Origin of the sequence: Staphylococcus shinii, assembly GCF_017583065.1 — a bacterium.
GTDB lineage: Bacteria > Bacillota > Bacilli > Staphylococcales > Staphylococcaceae > Staphylococcus > Staphylococcus shinii.
In genome coordinates, this window is record NZ_JAGEVL010000007.1 from 103,151 (window position 1) to 120,448 (window position 17,298).

Sequence of the window (17,298 nt, forward strand, 5' to 3'; positions counted from 1 at the left end):
ATGATGAAAGTGTTTATTGTTTTAGGTGCGCTTAACGCGATGATGGCAGTGGGTACAGGTGCTTTTGGTGCACATGGGTTAGAAAATAAGCTATCAGAAAAATACTTATCCATTTGGGAAAAGGCGACAACTTATCAGATGTATCATGGTCTAGGATTATTAGCGATAGGTATCATTAGTGGTACTACATCTATTAATGTCAATTGGGCAGGTTGGTTACTATTCTTTGGTATTATATTTTTCAGTGGTTCATTGTATATTTTAGCTTTAACTCAAATTCGTATATTAGGCGCGGTTACCCCAATTGGCGGCGTACTATTTATTGCTGGCTGGCTAATGTTAGTTATAGCAACGATTAAATTATAAAGTTATAATTGTTATAGAATTCATCTTATGGGTATAATACACTCCATGAGGTGAATTTTATTTATGAGTCAAAATGAAAAACAGATAGATAGAGGAGATTTAAAACAGAATTTATCTGAGAAGTTTGTATGGGCAATCGCCTATGGATCGTGTATAGGTTGGGGTGCTTTTATATTACCTGGTGACTGGATAGGTCAATCAGGCCCGGTTTCTGCAGCGATAGGTATCGTCATCGGTGCATTATTAATGATACTTATAGCAGTAAGTTATGGTGCATTAGTAGAACGTTTTCCTGTATCTGGCGGAGCCTTTGCATTTAGCTTTTTAGGATTTGGGAGGTACGTAAGTTTCTTCTCATCCTGGTTCTTAACATTTGGGTATATTTGTGTGGTCGCATTAAACGCCACAGCATTTAGTTTATTAATTAAATTTTTATTACCTGATATTTTAGAAACTGGTAAATTATATACGATAGCAGGATGGGATGTGTATATCACTGAAATTCTGATTGCTTCATTATTATTAATTGTCTTTATGTTTATAGCAATTAAAGGTGCAAGTGTTTCAGGTTCTCTGCAATACTATTTCTGTGTAGCAATGGTTATTACAATAATATTATTATTTTTCGGATCTTTCTTTGGTAATAACTTTTCTTTTGAAAATTTACAACCATTAACCAATGAAAGTAAGGGATGGTTTACTTCCATCATAATGATTGTGGCAATTGCGCCATGGGCATATGTTGGATTTGATAATATACCACAGACGGCTGAAGAATTTGATTTTTCGCCTAATAAAACATTCAAACTTATTGTATATAGTTTGTTAGCCGCAGCATTTACCTATGTATTGATGATATTATACACAAGTTGGTTAAGCACTTCGTCAACCAGTTTAAATGGAAACTTATGGTTAACAGGTGCTGTAACACAAGCAGCCTTTGGTTATATTGGTTTAGCAGTATTAGCAATTGCTATTATCATGGGAATTTTTACTGGATTAAATGGCTTCTTAATGAGCTCAAGTCGTTTGTTATTCTCTATGGGCCGTTCAGGTATTATGCCATCAGTATTTAGCAAATTGCACAGTAGATATAAAACACCATATATAGCAATTATCTTCTTGGTTACTATTACGTTAATTGCTCCGTGGCTAGGACGTACGGCGTTGACTTGGATTGTCGATATGTCGTCAACAGGAGTGTCGATTGCTTACTTTATTACTTGTCTGTCAGCTGCTAAATTGTTTAGTTTTAATAAAGCTAGTAATACGTATAGTCCTGTATATAAAATATTTGCAATATTGGGCACGGTTGTATCATTTGTCTTTTTATTGTTATTATTAGTTCCTGGTTCACCAGCGTCGTTATCTGTACCGTCATATATTGCATTAGGTGGATGGTTAGTGATTGGCTTAATCTTCTTTGTAGTCCGCTATCCAAAACTAAAGCGTATGGACAATGATAAATTAAGTAGATTGATTTTAAACCGTTCAGAAGATGACGTTGTAGATTTAATAAATGAACATAAGTCAGAGAAAGCGAATCAATAGTTATTACTTCTAGTAAAAATATGTAATTAACATGAAATAGTGAAAATTTAATTATTATAAAAAGAAGGCCAGTTAATCACAATGTTGCACATCATGGATTACTGGTCTTCTTTTTATATGTCTATAGGAGTAAATATAGTGTTTATACACGCTTTTTACGTATTTTTGTTCCTGAAACAATTAGTTTGGCTATCTGGTCAGCAAAGAGTAACCCCAACGCTATTGCACCAGCTATAAGCGTTACTTCTAACATAGTGTTTATAGCTTTACTAAACTCTAATAGTACTAGATTTTTAGTAGCGTCGAAGGCGAGGCCACCAGGAACTAATGGGATTATTCCAGGAACCATAAAGATGATAACGGGTTCTTTTTTTATGCGAGCCATGATGTGGCTTAAACAACCTAGAGCTAAGCTCCCGAAGAAACTAGAGTATATCGTGTGTGCAGAAAAACCATCATAAAATAAAATATAAACCATCCATCCGCTTGCTCCAACAAGACCAACAATGTTATAAAGACGTTTCGGAACATCAAATATTACGCCGAAAAAGAGGGAAGCGGTATAGCTAAATATAAAATTTAATATCCAAAACATAGACATAACTCCTAAAAAATAATAAGTATCGTACTAACGCCAGCGCCAATACCAAAAGCTGTGACGAGTGCTTCTAATGATTTAGTGGTAAACATCAACATATGTCCGCCGAACAAATCTTGAATGGCATTTGTGATTAATACCCCTGGTACGATTGGCATGACGGCTGCAATCATAATAGTAGCGACGGAACCACCTGGAATGAGATGATGACCAATAATTGTAATCAACCCAATTACTAATGCCCCCATAAATTCAGGAATAAATTGGGCGTGCAATTTTTGATGTAATAATTCTACTACAATATAGCCAAAAGACCCAGCTAGTAATGCAGTTAAAACATCAATCAAATAGCCACCTTGTAAATATAAAAAGCTGACAGAAATAACTGCAGCAGCTATAAATTTATAAAAAAGATAATGGTTTTGAATGCTCTGTTCATTGTATATTTTTTGTAATTCTTGAAATGCGTCTTCTAGGGAAATATCACCAAGTGCTAGTCGTCTAGAAATGCCATTAGTACGTGAAATTCGCAGTAGATTCGTATCTCTTGTTTTAATTCTAAATATTCTTGGGTAAGACTCATTGTGGAGCATAAAATTAATAACGGTATTCGTAACGAAGCTATTACTCTCTTTGTATCCTAAAGTAAAAGCCATTCGTGTCATCGTATCTTCTACACGTGAACCTTCTGCCCCTGATTCTAATAGAATTCTTCCGGCAAGCATAATTACATCTTTTGCCATTTTTTCATCATAGCTCTCGATTGTTTGATTATATATTGTCATTTAATCACCAATTAAAATGTATTTAACTAACACTATAGAATTATTGTTATAGCGTGGGAATAAGTTATTGAGTTAATATTTTTTATTGTAACATTTTCCTATTACATTTTGTTATAAGGATTGCTTTATTTCTTATTGTATAAGGGAGTTAATGTATTTTACGCAATTGTTACAATACATTTATGTTTCAAATATTTCAAATAGGTTAAAATAGTATTAGTTAACTGTTACAGACATATATTGAGTAGCGACAATATAAACAGTTAATATTTAAATTAAGTAGTGGCTAAAGTTCTCCCAAACACACTACAATTAGATGAGTATAGGGAAATATCCTTTATCTCAAAAGTAAAAGATCTCGTCATTAGTTAATCTAGTGACGAGATCCTTTTTAATTATAATGTGAAATTTTTAAACGAGTTAGTAGCAGTTGCGCAAATTATTTCACAGAATACAAATTTTACTTCGCATAATTTCTGCTTGCTTCATAATTTATAATGAAAAAAGGTCTTGTAAATTTTCTTTCTTAACAATGTGACCTACGTAGAAACTACCGAAGTCCCCATAGCGAGCAGTGGTTTCATCAAATCTCATTTCAGAGACGATTTTTTTGAATTGTAATGGATCATCTGCAAATAATGTGACGCCCCATTCAAAGTCATCAAATCCCATTGAACCAGTAATAAATTGTTTGATTTTTCCAGCGTATTGACGACCTATTTTACCGTGTGCATACATAAGTTCTTGGCGTTCTTCAAGAGGAAGCATGTACCAGTTATAAGTTTCATTACGACGTTTATCCATTGGATAGAAACAGATATACTCAGAGTGTGGTAATTCAGGGAATAATCTTGGTTTAATATGAGGATTTTCATAAGGGTCTTCATCAGATTTTCCTGCAAGATAATTTCCTAATTCTATGATTGAAACATATGAGTATGTTGGGATTAAGAAATCTGTAATTTTTAATTTATTGAATTCATTTTCAAAGGCGTTTAAGTCTTTCATTTCTGGACGTAATGCCCATAAAAGAATGTCCGCTTTTTGACCTGTTATATTGTAAAATGCATGGTCGCCAGTGTTGTTTGTTCGTGCAGATTCATGTTTATTTAAAAATGATTGTAACTCTTCTACGAGGCTTCGACGTTCTTCATCTGGCACTAAACGTAGGCTTGACCAATCAATTGCATATAATAAATGTAAACTGTACCATCCATCTAAAGTTTCTGGTGCTTGTGGCATTTAAATCTCTCCTTTAATGAAAATTTTTATGTCTTCACTACAAAATTTTACCATAAAGGGAGTATTAAAACATAAGTAAATGATTACAAATTGGTGACATGGAATTCTAATAAAAAATAACGTATAATGGTATTCGTAAAATAAAAAAGAATTGAAATTTTGAGGAGGCCCTTATGTCTTTATTAGATGTATTACAAGAAAAACTTTCAGGAAAAAACGTGAAAATAGTCTTACCTGAAGGGGAAGATGAACGAGTATTAACAGCGGCAACACAATTACAAGGGACAGACTATGTGACGCCTGTAGTATTAGGTAACGAAGCAAACGTTAAAGCTTTAGCTAATGACAAAGGATTAGATATTTCAAATTTAGAAATTATCGATCCAGAAACAAGCGAATTAAAACAAGAATTAGTAACTGCTTTTGTTGAACGTCGTAAAGGTAAAGCAACGGAAGAACAAGCACAAGAAATGTTGAAAAATGTTAACTATTTCGGCACAATGCTTGTTTATACTGGTAAAGCAGAAGGACTTGTTAGTGGCGCTGCGCATTCTACTGGAGATACTGTGCGCCCAGCATTACAAATTATCAAAACAAAACCTGGTGTCTCTAAAACTTCAGGCATCTTCTTTATGATTAAAGACGATCAACAATATATTTTTGGTGATTGTGCAATTAACCCTACACTTGAAGCACAAGATTTAGCTGAAATTGCAGTTGAAAGTGCTAAGTCTGCTAAAAGTTTCGGAATGTCACCACGCGTTGCAATGTTAAGTTTCTCAACTAAAGGATCTGCTAAATCGGATGATGTTGAAAAAGTTTCAAATGCTGTAGACATAGCTCAAGAGAAAATTAAAGCTGATAATATTGAAGACGTAGTTGTAGATGGTGAATTCCAATTTGACGCAGCAATTGTACCAGAAGTTGCGAAGAAAAAAGCGCCAGACGCTAAAATTCAAGGCGATGCAAATGTATTCGTATTTCCAAGTTTAGAAGCTGGAAATATCGGTTATAAAATTGCGCAACGTCTGGGTGGATTTGATGCGGTTGGTCCAGTATTACAAGGTCTTAACTCACCAGTAAATGATTTATCACGTGGTTGTTCTATAGAAGACGTATATAATCTATCAATCATTACTGCTGCACAGTCATTACAATAATGGATTTAGCAAGCAAATATTTTAATGCCGCAGATTGGCGTTATATAGATCATTCTTCAGGTTTGGAGCCTATGCAATCATTTGCATTTGATGATACTTTTTCTGAAAGTGTAGGGAAAGATTTATCATGTAGCGTTGTTCGTACATGGGTACATCAACATACTGTAATACTAGGTATTCATGATTCAAGGTTACCTTATTTGCAAGATGGTATACGTTATCTTACAGAAGAGCGTGGTTATAATGCGATTGTTAGAAACTCGGGTGGACTAGGTGTGGTCTTAGATCAAGGTGTGCTGAATATTTCTCTGATTTTTAAGGGTAAACATGATATTACAATTGATGAAGCTTTTTCAGTAATGTATTTATTAATTGCTAAAATGTTTGAAGATGAAGATATTGAAATAGCGACACATGAAATCGAAAGGTCATACTGCCCAGGTAAATTTGACTTGAGCATTAATGGTAGAAAGTTTGCTGGTATTTCACAAAGGCGCGTTCGTGGTGGTATTGCAGTTCAAATTTACCTTTGTGTAGAAGGTGATGGCAGTGAAAGAGCTGAGATGATGCAATCCTTTTATGAGCGTGCGTTAAAAGGTGAGGAAACCAAGTTCACTTATCCAAATATTGAACCGTCTTGTATGGCATCTTTAGAAACGCTGTTAAATAAGAAGATAACAATGCAAGATGTGATGTTCCAATTGTTGTATGCAATCAAGGATTTAGGTGGGCGCTTGAACATGGAACCAATCACTGATGAAGAATGGCAATTATATGAAGGTTATTTTGAAAAAATGATAGAACGTAACGCTAAAATCAATCAAACAATGAATTAGATTAGAGTGAGGCTAGTATGGGTACTTGAAGATTAAGTATACATACTAGTCTTTTTTTATTTTGTTAAATCAAATAAGATTTATAGCAATAGGTTTTTAAATCTGTTGAATTATAGAAATGAAATAAGTAATATAGTGAAAGTATGGTTTAAAAACTAATAATTAATAAATTTGGCTATTTTCAATGTAAGTTTTTGAATATATAGTCCGAGCGTTTTATAATGAGTAAGTATGAGCATGAATTAGCATCTGGTGTTAATTTTTGTAATGATTGTTTATAGGTCTCTATGCTAATGTAAGCAGGTATAGTTTTTAAAATTTAATAAACTATGACCAGAGTCGTATGGCATTATGTAGATTTTGTGAGATAATATAAAATGATGTTTGCAAAAATAATGAAAATGTTTAATGATGATGAAATTTTATCTGATTTTAAAAATGACATACTTAAATATTAATTCTTTTTCATTATCTATAGAATGAAAACAGAAAATTTCCTTGGAAATATGATTTAAGTAATGAGTGTGTTGTTATGGGCGAATAAATAGATGCCTGAACTGTACAAAAATCAGTACATATAAATACAATTTAAAGAAAATACTAAAGGTGATTGAAAATATGGCACAACAAGGATACGGGGAAGCGAATGGTAAAGTAATATTAATTGGTGAACATGCTGTAACGTTTGGCGAACCAGCAATAGCAATTCCATTCACGACTGGTAAAGTAAAAGCAACAATTGAATCTTTGAAGGAAACAAGTGTTTCTTTTATTAAAAGTGAAGTATTTGAAGGTGAATTAAGCAAAGCACCTGAACATTTAAAAGCAGTAATTACAAGATTTATTGAAAAATATAGTGTTAAAACGCCTATAAAAGTGTCGATTGATACAAATTTACCACCTTCAAGAGGGTTAGGTTCTAGTGCTGCTATGGCAGTGGCTTTTGTGCGTGCAAGTTTTGATTATCTTAAAAAACCGTTATCTGATGCACTATTGATTGAAGAAGCAAATTGGGCTGAGCGTATTGCTCATGGTAAACCAAGCGGTATTGACACACAAACTATTGTTTCCAATAAACCCGTCTGGTTTCAACAAGGACAAGTACAAACATTAAAACCATTAGGCCTAAGTGGCTATATGGTTGTTATCGATACAGGCGTGCGTGGCTCTACAAAGCAAGCAGTAGAAGACGTGCATAATTTATGCAAGGAAGATCGTAAATATCTGCAAAATGTAAAGCATATTGGTAAACTTGTACATGAAGCAAGTGAGTCAATTGAACACCATGATTTCGAACAATTAGCCTCTGTATTTAATTTATGCCAAGAGAATTTGAGAACACTAACTGTAAGTCATGAGAAAATTGAAGAAATATTAGAAGTAAGTAAGCAACAAGGTGCTATTGCTGGTAAGTTAACTGGTGGTGGGCGAGGTGGTAGTATGATTGTACTAGCTACTGATTTAGAAATAGCAGAGAACATCGTTAAATGTGCAACAGATTTAGGTGCACATCATACGTGGATTGAATACTTAGGAGGGTAATGAGGTTGGTCAATAGTGGTAAGGCACGTGCGCATACAAACATTGCACTGATTAAATATTGGGGGAAGGCTGACGAAACTTATATTATTCCGATGAATAATAGTCTTTCTGTAACATTAGATCGTTTTTATACTGAAACAAAAGTTACTTTTGATGAAAGTTATGACAAAGATACGCTTATTTTAAATGGTGAAGTGGTTGCAGAAAATGAAGCTGTTAAAATAAGTAAATTTATGGATATCGTGAGAGAATTAGGTGGAACATCTGCGCATGCATATATTGAAAGTGAGAATTATGTACCAACTGCAGCAGGGCTTGCTTCTTCAGCAAGTGCGTATGCAGCATTAGCAGCTGCGTGTGACAAGGCTTTAAATCTTGGATTAACGGGTAAAGCATTATCTAGGTTAGCTCGTAGAGGTTCTGGATCAGCATCAAGAAGTATCTACGGTGGCTTTGTAGAATGGGAAAAAGGTCATGATGATGCAACATCATACAGTTTTCCTGTTGAAGCAGACAATTGGGAAAATGACTTAGCAATGATATTTGTAGTGATCAATAATAAATCTAAAAAAGTATCTAGTCGTGCTGGTATGTCACTAACACGTGATACATCTCGATTTTATCAATATTGGTTGGATCATGTAGATGAAGATATAACAGCAGTTAAACATGCGATAAACCAAAAAGACTTTAAGCAATTAGGTGAAGTTATAGAAGCAAATGGTTTACGTATGCATGCAACGAACTTAGGAGCACAACCACCATTTACGTATATGGTAGATGATAGTTATCTTGTAATGGATATTGTACACCAATGCCGAGAAGCGGGCTATCTTTGCTACTTTACAATGGATGCTGGACCTAATGTCAAAATTTTAGTTGAAAAGAAAAATCAACAAGCAGTGATAGATGCCTTATATAAATCGTTTGACGAAGCACAAATCATTGCGAGTGATATTATAAGCACAGGCGTTGAAATTATTGAGTAAGGAAGAGATAAAATGATTCAAGTCAAAGCACCAGGTAAGCTATATATTGCAGGTGAATACGCTGTTACTGAACCTGGATATAAATCTGTATTAATTGCAGTAGATCGATTTGTAACAGCTACTATTGAAGATTCTAATGTTTCTCAAGGCACAATACATTCAAAAACATTACATCATGAACCTGTGACTTTCCAAAGACGTCAAGATAGAATCGCTGTTTCTGACGTCCATGCTGCTAAACAATTGAAGTATGTTATTACTGCGATTGAAGTATTTGAGCAATATGTTCGAAGTAACAATATTAGTTTAAAACATTTTAATTTAACGATAGATAGTAATCTAGACGATGCGAATGGTCATAAGTATGGTTTAGGATCTAGTGCAGCTGTACTCGTTTCAGTTGTAAAAGTATTAAATGAATTTTATGAGACACATTTATCCAATCTCTATATTTATAAATTAGCCGTGATTGCTAATATGAAATTACAAAGCTTAAGTTCTTGTGGAGATATTGCTGTAAGTATTTATACAGGATGGCTAGCATATAGTACATTTGACCATGAGTGGGTTTCACAACAAATAGAGGACACTTCTGTCAATGAAGTACTAAATAAAAACTGGCCTGGCCTACATATTGAACCATTACAGCCTCCTGAAAATATGGAAGTCCTAATTGGTTGGACAGGTTCTCCGGCGTCGTCACATCATCTTGTTAGTGAAGTCAAACGCTTAAAATCAGATCCCACATTTTATGGCAAATTCTTAGAACGCTCACATTTATGCGTAGAAAAACTGATTCACGCCTTCAAAACAAATCACATTAAAGGCGTACAACAAATGATTCGTACCAACCGTGAAATTATTCAATCGATGGATAAAGAGGCGACGATTGATATTGAGACAGCACATTTGAAAGTTTTATGTTCTATAGCCGAAAAATACGGTGGTGCAGCTAAAACATCAGGAGCAGGCGGTGGTGATTGTGGTATTACAATTATCGATAATAAAGTGAAGAAAAAATTAATTTATCAAGAGTGGTTAGACAATGAAGTGAAACCACTTGAATTTAATATTTATCATGGTCAATAAATAATGAATATTAAGGGGAATGCAGTATTTTAATCCGAATAAGAGGATTAAAGTGCTGTTTTTTTAATGCATAGGATTAAGAACTTGAAATTTAGAAGATATATCTATAAGTTCCGTTTTGTTAAAAAATTGGAAAATTTACCTTTTGATGAAAATAAAATCATTCAAGGGTACATCATGTCAGAATCGCACTATTATATTGAACTTATAAATATTTAAGCATATCATCGTTTTAAGAAAGCGCTTCCAAAAAGAGCGAAAAGGATGATGATTATGAACATTGGACGAAACATTGGCAATGCAATACGTAGGTTCGGTGGAGCGATGATAGTACCTGTGTTATTGTTCCCATTTTTTGGTATTATTATTGGAATTGCGACACTTTTCAAAAATGAATCTATTATGGGAGGGCTTGCCAACCCTGATGGTATATGGTTTCAAATATGGTCATTAATTGAAAACGGAGGATGGACTGTATTTGAAAATATAGAGCTCATTTTTGTTATTGGATTACCTATTTCATTAGCGAAAAAATCAGCAGGGCATGCAGTGATGTCTTCTGTTGTTACTTATATGATGTTTAATTATTTTATTAATGGCATATTAACGACATGGGGACCTACTTTTGGTGTTAACTTTAAAGAGAATGTTGATGATGCGACAGGACTGACAGAGTTAGTAGGCATTAAAACATTAGATACTAACATTATTGGAGCTTTAATTATCTCGGGTGTCGCAATATGGTTACATAACCGTTATTATGATAAGAAATTGCCTGAATCATTAGGCATATTCCAGGGATCGCCATTTGTAGTTATGCTTGCATTTTTTTGTATGATTCCAATTGCCTTTTTAACAAGTTGGGGGTGGCCGATTGTTCAAGGTTGGATTGCATCGTTACAAGTCTTTCTTGCTACATCTAGTTATATTGGTGTGTGGCTATTCCATTTCTTAGAAAGGATATTGATACCAACCGGTTTACATCATTTTATATATACGCCATTTGAATATGGTCCAGCTGTTGTAGATGGCGGTATTAAATCTTATTGGATATCACACCTTACTGAATATTCTGAGACAACTAAATCATTAAAAGATATCTTCCCTGGCGGAGGGTTCTTATTACAAGGTAATACGAAAATCTTTGGTTCGATTGGCATAGCGCTTGCGATATATTCCACAGCTAAACCTCATAAAAAGAAAGAGGTAGGTGCGCTATTATTGGCAGCCACATTAACTGCAGTATTTGCAGGGATTACCGAGCCATTAGAATTTACATTTATATTTATTGCACCTTTCTTATTCTTAATACATGCTGTTTTAGGTGCAACAATGGTTACAATTATGCATGCATTTGGCTTAGTTGGGAATTTAGGTGGCGGTTTTATTGAAATAGCGGCAACCAATTGGATTCCTCTATTTGGATCACATTGGGGAACCTATTTAGCACAATTTATAATAGGGATTATTTTTATCTTTATTTATTACTACTTGTTTAGATTTATAATATTGAAGTTTGATATTCCTATGCCTGGTAGGGAAAAAGATGACAATAAAGATACTAAACTATATACGAAAAAAGACTACCGTGAAAATAAAAAACAAAGTTCGCTTTCTGATAGTTATAGTGAATATCAAATGAAAGCAGATGTATATATAGAAGGATTAGGTGGCGCAGATAATATAGTTGATGTTACTAATTGTGCCACAAGACTTCGCGTCACCGTAAATGATCCTGAACAAGTAGCAGCAGATAATTATTTTAAATCAAAAGGCGGTGCCCATGGTCTTGTTAAAAGTGGTAAAAATGTCCAAGTTATTGTTGGACTTTCGGTATCACAAGTAAGAGAAGAAGTAGAACAAATTTTAAACAAATCAAGTTAGCCTTGTTAATATTCTAAATTAGTGGAGAAGTGTAGAAATCAAAACATATAATGATTTTCAAACACCCCCTCCACTTTTTATCAATACAGGATTTATAATGTCTTTTACTTGGAATTTTGTAGTAATAAAACCAGTTGTAAATTCACATGAAAACTAATTATTAATTTTATAATTATGATAAGTTCTTGCTATAAAATCAAATACGACATAATAAGGTGTGAAGCTGTAGTATTCCGTATTATTAAAAAATTGAATAGGTGGGCTATTAACGTAAATATTAAAGACAGCATGTTTAGCAATATAGTTATCATGCAAAGTTGTAATTGATACGTAAAGTAGTTCACGAGCTTTAATAAGTTGAATAGGCTCTATTAAATTTTTAGTTTCTCCTGATAATGATATAACAAAAAGTAAATCATTAGAGGACATTTGGTTTATAGCTAAACGCAATTCCGTTTCATCATTAATAACAATAGCTCTTTTAGAAATAGAGAGCATATGTCTTTGAGCTTCACGTGCTACATTTTGTTGCGCCATACCTGTACCAAAAATATAGATGAATGGAGCAGTTTCAATTAATTCATTAAGTGGTTGATAATCAAACATTTCAAGATGTTCAACAGTCCTTTGAACATCTTCAACTATTGTATCTGCGTTCGCGAATTGTGTAGATGATGTATTTGTATCCATTTTTAAGTAAAATTTAAAATTACTATAACCTTCAAATCCCATTTTTTTAACTAACCTATGAATCGTAGAGATAGATGTATGTGTAAGTTTACTTAAATCATGAATTTTCATGTTCGAAATTTGATCAATATTTTGTCTGATAATATTGATAATATGTAAATCATTTTCTGTTAGTTGTTCAAAATGTTTATTAATAAGATGATCTAATACCATATAAAAAGATTCCACCTATTCATTGGAAAAATTTCCGAATTTTGAAAATATATTCTAATGTTAATATATAAATTCTAAATACGTCAAACTTATTGGTGTTTTTAATTTTTTATTCTACTATAATTTTAAAGGAGTTAAAGTAAGAAAGAAGACTTAAATATTTTTTTGTATTTTATTGTAAGCGTTTTCTTTTGGAGCGTTCAAAAATTAAGGAGATGAGATAATGACAGTTAAAGTTGGTGTTATTGGTTGTGGAGGTATAGCAAATGGTAAACATTTACCAAGTTTAGCGAAAATTTCAGAGGTATCAATGGTTGCCTTTTGTGATATAGATAAAACAAAAGCTGAATCAGCAGCAAGGCGTTATGGTGATAAAAATGCAACAGTGTATGAAGATTACATTGAATTATTAAAAGATAATTCGATTGAAGTTATTCATGTTTGTACACCGAATAATACGCATCAAGAGATTACTGTAGCAGCATTGAATGCAAGTAAGCATGTGATGTGTGAAAAACCAATGGCTAAAACTTCTGAAGAAGCACAATTAATGATTGATGCTGCAGTGCATAATAATAAAAAGTTAACTATTGGTTATCAAAATAGATTTCGTGCTGATAGTCAATATCTACGAAAAGTAACACAACGTGGAGATTTAGGAGAGATATATTTTAGTAAGGCTCATGCTATTCGAAGACGTGCAGTACCAACATGGGGGGTTTTTCTAGACGAAGAGAAACAAGGAGGTGGCCCGTTAATTGATATAGGAACTCATGCATTAGATCTTACATTATGGATGATGGATAATTATGAGCCTGAATCCGTGATGGGCTCTACATTTCAAAAATTGGGGAAACAAGCGGATGCAGCTAATGCTTGGGGTTCTTGGGATCCAAATAAATTCACGGTAGAAGACTCTGCATTTGGATTTATCAAGATGAAGAATGGGGCCACCATTATACTAGAATCAAGCTGGGCGCTTAATTCTTTAGACGTTGATGAAGCCAAATGTTCCTTGTCAGGTACTGATGGTGGCGCTGACATGAAAAATGGCTTACGTATACACGGTGAAGACTTAAAAACACTGTATACTTCTGAAATTGAATTAGAAAATGCTGGCGTTGATTTTTATGAAGGTGAAAAGATAGATGAAGCAGAAGAAGAAGCGAGATTTTGGATAAATAGTATTACTCAGGATATAGAACCTGTCGTTAAACCAAAAGAAGCATTTGTTGTAACTCAGATATTAGAAGCTATATACGAATCAGCTAAAACAGGGCAAGCTGTTTATTTAAATGATAAATAAAGCTTATGGAGGTATTTTATGAATATTACAATATGGAATGAATTTAGACATGAACAAGAAAGTGAAGATGTACAGGCTGTTTATCCAAACGGTATACATCATGTAATAGCATCATTTTTAACAGATGATCATATTGTGACTACAGCAACGTTAGACGAACCTCAGCACGGTTTAACAGATGATGTGTTAGCACAAACAGATGTACTTATTTGGTGGGGGCATAAAGTACATGAAGAAGTTGATGAAGAAGTCGTAGAAAAAGTAAAACAGAAAGTATTAGAAGGTATGGGATTAGTCGTCTTACATTCAGGACATTTTTCAAAAATTTTCAAGAGTTTAATGGGCACATCGTGTGACCTTAAATGGCGAGAGGCAGATGAAAAAGAACGGCTTTGGGTTGTTGATCCCACGCATCCTATCGCTGAAGGAATTGACTCATATTTTGAACTTGAAAAAGAAGAAATGTACGGAGAACATTTCGATATCCCATCACCAGACGAAACAGTTTTCATCAGTTGGTTTGAAGGTGGAGAAGTCTTTAGAAGTGGAGCAACTTTTAAAAGAGGCAACGGGAAAATATTTTATTTTAGACCGGGCCATGAAACCTATCCTACCTATTACAATGTAAATGTGCAAAAGGTTATTAAGAATGCTGTGAAGTGGGCATTTCACAGTAATACGCCAAGACATCAATATGGAAACGCACAACCATTAGAACAAATATCAAAAAAATAATATTGGGAGTTTTCTACTTATGGATAAATTAAAAGTGGGTATTATTGGATGCGGTGGCATTGCATGTAACAGACACATTCCAGCTTTTCAAAATTTAAATCATTTAGTGGATGTTGTGGCAGTTCAAGATGTTGATTTAGCATTGGCAAAAAATGTTGCAAATGATTTTCATATTAAAAATATTCATGAATCATATTATACGATGTTTGAACAAGTTGATGCAGTAGCTATTTGTACACCAAATAAATTTCATGCGGAGATAAGTATTGCTGCTTTAGAAGCAGGAGTTAATGTATTTTGCGAAAAACCAATGGCCATGAATTTAACTGAATGTGAGGCTATGGTAGATGCCGCAAAACAAGCTGGTAAATTGTTGGCAATAGGATATCATTATCGCTTCACAGATGCAGCGATTACGGCAAAAAAAGCTATTGGTAGTGGTATAGTAGGTGATCCTTTAGTTACCCGTGTACAAGCATTACGTAGACGTAAAGTCCCTGGATGGGGTGTGTTTACAAATAAAACGTTGCAGGGTGGCGGTAGTCTAATAGATTATGGTTGTCATATGCTCGATTTGTCACTTTGGTTACTAAACGACATTGAACCTAAAGAGGTGTTAGGTAAAACTTATAATCGTCTTAGCAAATTACCAAATCAATTGAATGATTGGGGTCCATTTGATCATGAAAAGTTTGATGTAGATGATCACGTGACAAGCTATATATCTTTTAATGATCATTCAACACTTCAATTTGAGTGTTCATGGTCAGCAAATATAAAAGAAGACACAAAACACTTAAGTATTTCTGGCGTTGATGGCGGTCTGAATTTATATCCATTTGAAATATATCGACCTAAATTAGGGACTTATTTTACTGAACAAGCATATGCAGAACATGATGAAGGTATAGCGGCACAACGACAAGCTCAGAACTTTGTAAATAGTTGTCTTGGTAATGAAACACTTATCGTACAACCAGAACAAGCATTGAAAATAAATAAGATCATAGATGCAATTTATCGAAGTAGTGAAATTGGTCAAAGTATTAAATTGAACGAGTTATAATGTTAAAGGAGGATTATTTATGAAAATTGGTGTGTTTTCTGTATTATTCCAAGATAAACAATTTGAAGAAATGTTAGATTATGTAGCAAATGCTGGAGTCAAAATGGTGGAAATAGGAACAGGAGGTAACCCTGGTAATCAATTCTGTCCGATGGATAACTTACTAGAAGACGAACTTCAACGTAATGCTTTCATTGAAGCGATTCATCAACGTGGATTGGAAATTAGTGCTTTTAGCTGTCATAACAATCCCATTTCACCTAATGAAAAAGAAGCCCAACAAGCACATGATACCTTGTTTAAAACAATTAAATTAGCCTCACTTTTAAATGTACCCGTAGTTAACACTTTTTCCGGTGTTGCAGGATCAGATGAAACAGCTAAATATCCGAATTGGCCAGTAACCCCATGGCCGACAGCCTATACTAAAATATTAGAGTGGCAATGGGAAGAAAAACTTATACCTTATTGGCGAAAAGTGGCAGAATATGCTAAATCAAATGATGTGAAAATTGGTATAGAATTACATGCTGGTTTTTTAGTACATACACCTTATACAATGTTGAAATTAAGAACAGCTACTAATGAATATATTGGCGCTAATTTAGACCCTAGTCATTTGTGGTGGCAAGGTATTGAGCCAATTGCAGCAATTAAAATATTAGGGAAAGCAAATGCTATTCACCATTTTCATGCAAAAGATACATACATTGATCAAGAAAATGTAAATATGTATGGTCTGACAGACATGCAACCTTATGGCAATGTACAGACTCGAGCTTGGACATTTAGGACAGTAGGATACGGTCATAATACTCACGCGTGGGGGGATATGATTAGTGCACTAAGGATAAATGGTTACGATTATGTTGTAAGTATAGAACATGAAGACCCTATAATGTCTATTGAAGAAGGATTTAATAAGGCAGTTAATAATTTGAAGTCAATTAATATTGAGAATCCTGCACCAGATTTATGGTGGACGTAGGCCAAAAATATTTAATATTAAATGGAGAAGACCTTCGACGCTATTTCGGAGTATTGATTTACTATATAACTATAATTATAGTTATAAGAAATCTTAGTAAGTATTAATAATATATTTATTAAATTGGGGGGGAGGAAGCAAATTTAAATTTGCTTCCTTATTTGGCTTCCATTTCATTATTTAACTTAAATAAAACAAAAAAGTTACTAAATTAAGAACTTGAAATTTTTATTAAAAAGGGTAAAATAATTAGAGTTG

16 protein-coding genes are annotated in these 17,298 nt (G+C 33.7%); 12 read left to right on the top strand and 4 right to left on the bottom strand.

Annotated elements, in window-relative coordinates; translation table 11 throughout:
• The first annotated feature begins 3 nt into the window (after positions 1-3).
• Positions 4-366 (top strand): DUF423 domain-containing protein, encoded by a 363-nt coding sequence (locus J5E45_RS10150; protein ID WP_039068954.1) that lies wholly within the window; start codon positions 4-6, stop codon positions 364-366.
• A 63-nt stretch (positions 367-429) separates the two neighbouring features.
• Positions 430-1,917, top strand: coding sequence for an APC family permease (locus J5E45_RS10155; RefSeq protein WP_069792773.1), 1,488 nt, complete (start codon positions 430-432; stop codon positions 1,915-1,917).
• A gap of 142 nt (positions 1,918-2,059) precedes the next feature.
• Here the strand turns inward: J5E45_RS10155 and J5E45_RS10160 are convergent, their stop codons facing one another.
• The 3 genes from J5E45_RS10160 to hemQ all read right to left on the bottom strand — a co-directional run bounded on the left by J5E45_RS10160 (position 2,060) and on the right by hemQ (position 4,542).
• Positions 2,060-2,512 carry a threonine/serine exporter family protein gene (locus J5E45_RS10160; protein WP_039068882.1) on the bottom strand — a complete coding sequence of 151 codons (453 nt, stop codon included), beginning with the start codon at positions 2,510-2,512 and terminating at the stop codon, positions 2,060-2,062.
• An 11-nt stretch (positions 2,513-2,523) separates the two neighbouring features.
• Positions 2,524-3,294: a threonine/serine exporter family protein gene (locus J5E45_RS10165; RefSeq protein ID WP_172643899.1), complete on the bottom strand. Its 771-nt coding sequence runs from the start codon at positions 3,292-3,294 to the stop codon at positions 2,524-2,526.
• A 498-nt stretch (positions 3,295-3,792) separates the two neighbouring features.
• Positions 3,793-4,542 (bottom strand): hydrogen peroxide-dependent heme synthase, encoded by a 750-nt coding sequence (hemQ, locus tag J5E45_RS10170; RefSeq protein ID WP_039068878.1) that lies wholly within the window; start codon positions 4,540-4,542, stop codon positions 3,793-3,795.
• A gap of 173 nt (positions 4,543-4,715) precedes the next feature.
• On the opposite strand from hemQ, the gene pta reads away from it, so the two are divergent.
• The 6 genes from pta to J5E45_RS10200 all read left to right on the top strand — a co-directional run bounded on the left by pta (position 4,716) and on the right by J5E45_RS10200 (position 12,042).
• Positions 4,716-5,702: a phosphate acetyltransferase gene (gene pta / locus J5E45_RS10175; protein ID WP_208182164.1), complete on the top strand. Its 987-nt coding sequence runs from the start codon at positions 4,716-4,718 to the stop codon at positions 5,700-5,702.
• Entirely contained in the window at positions 5,702-6,538 is an 837-nt protein-coding gene (locus J5E45_RS10180; RefSeq protein ID WP_208182165.1) for a lipoate--protein ligase family protein, read from the top strand. The genes pta and J5E45_RS10180 overlap by 1 nt, the downstream gene beginning before the upstream one ends.
• 618 nt (positions 6,539-7,156) lie before the next feature.
• Positions 7,157-8,080, top strand: coding sequence for a mevalonate kinase (gene mvk, locus J5E45_RS10185; protein ID WP_119605301.1), 924 nt, complete (start codon positions 7,157-7,159; stop codon positions 8,078-8,080).
• 5 nt (positions 8,081-8,085) lie between these two features.
• Complete coding sequence (gene mvaD / locus J5E45_RS10190) at positions 8,086-9,069, top strand: diphosphomevalonate decarboxylase (RefSeq protein ID WP_069792772.1); 984 nt, start codon at positions 8,086-8,088, stop codon at positions 9,067-9,069.
• A 12-nt stretch (positions 9,070-9,081) separates the two neighbouring features.
• On the top strand, positions 9,082-10,158 hold the full coding sequence (locus J5E45_RS10195) for a phosphomevalonate kinase (RefSeq protein ID WP_039068872.1): 1,077 nt from the start codon (positions 9,082-9,084) through the stop codon (positions 10,156-10,158).
• 273 nt (positions 10,159-10,431) lie between these two features.
• Positions 10,432-12,042, top strand: coding sequence for an alpha-glucoside-specific PTS transporter subunit IIBC (locus J5E45_RS10200; protein ID WP_039068953.1), 1,611 nt, complete (start codon positions 10,432-10,434; stop codon positions 12,040-12,042).
• 153 nt (positions 12,043-12,195) lie between these two features.
• Here J5E45_RS10200 and J5E45_RS10205 read toward each other — a convergent pair whose 3' ends face one another.
• Complete coding sequence (locus tag J5E45_RS10205; RefSeq protein WP_039068871.1) at positions 12,196-12,945, bottom strand: MurR/RpiR family transcriptional regulator; 750 nt, start codon at positions 12,943-12,945, stop codon at positions 12,196-12,198.
• A gap of 223 nt (positions 12,946-13,168) precedes the next feature.
• On the opposite strand from J5E45_RS10205, the gene J5E45_RS10210 reads away from it, so the two are divergent.
• From J5E45_RS10210 to J5E45_RS10225, 4 genes are read left to right on the top strand one after another with little or no spacing between them, the layout of a single operon-like run.
• Complete coding sequence (locus J5E45_RS10210) at positions 13,169-14,251, top strand: Gfo/Idh/MocA family protein (RefSeq protein ID WP_069792770.1); 1,083 nt, start codon at positions 13,169-13,171, stop codon at positions 14,249-14,251.
• 18 nt (positions 14,252-14,269) lie between these two features.
• Entirely contained in the window at positions 14,270-14,986 is a 717-nt protein-coding gene (locus J5E45_RS10215) for a ThuA domain-containing protein (RefSeq protein ID WP_107550182.1), read from the top strand.
• Positions 14,987-15,005: 19 nt separating this feature from the next.
• Positions 15,006-16,052, top strand: coding sequence for a Gfo/Idh/MocA family protein (locus J5E45_RS10220; protein ID WP_069792768.1), 1,047 nt, complete (start codon positions 15,006-15,008; stop codon positions 16,050-16,052).
• A 19-nt stretch (positions 16,053-16,071) separates the two neighbouring features.
• Positions 16,072-17,040, top strand: a complete 969-nt coding sequence (locus J5E45_RS10225; protein ID WP_039068867.1) for a sugar phosphate isomerase/epimerase family protein — start codon at positions 16,072-16,074, stop codon at positions 17,038-17,040.
• Positions 17,041-17,298 lie beyond the last annotated feature (258 nt).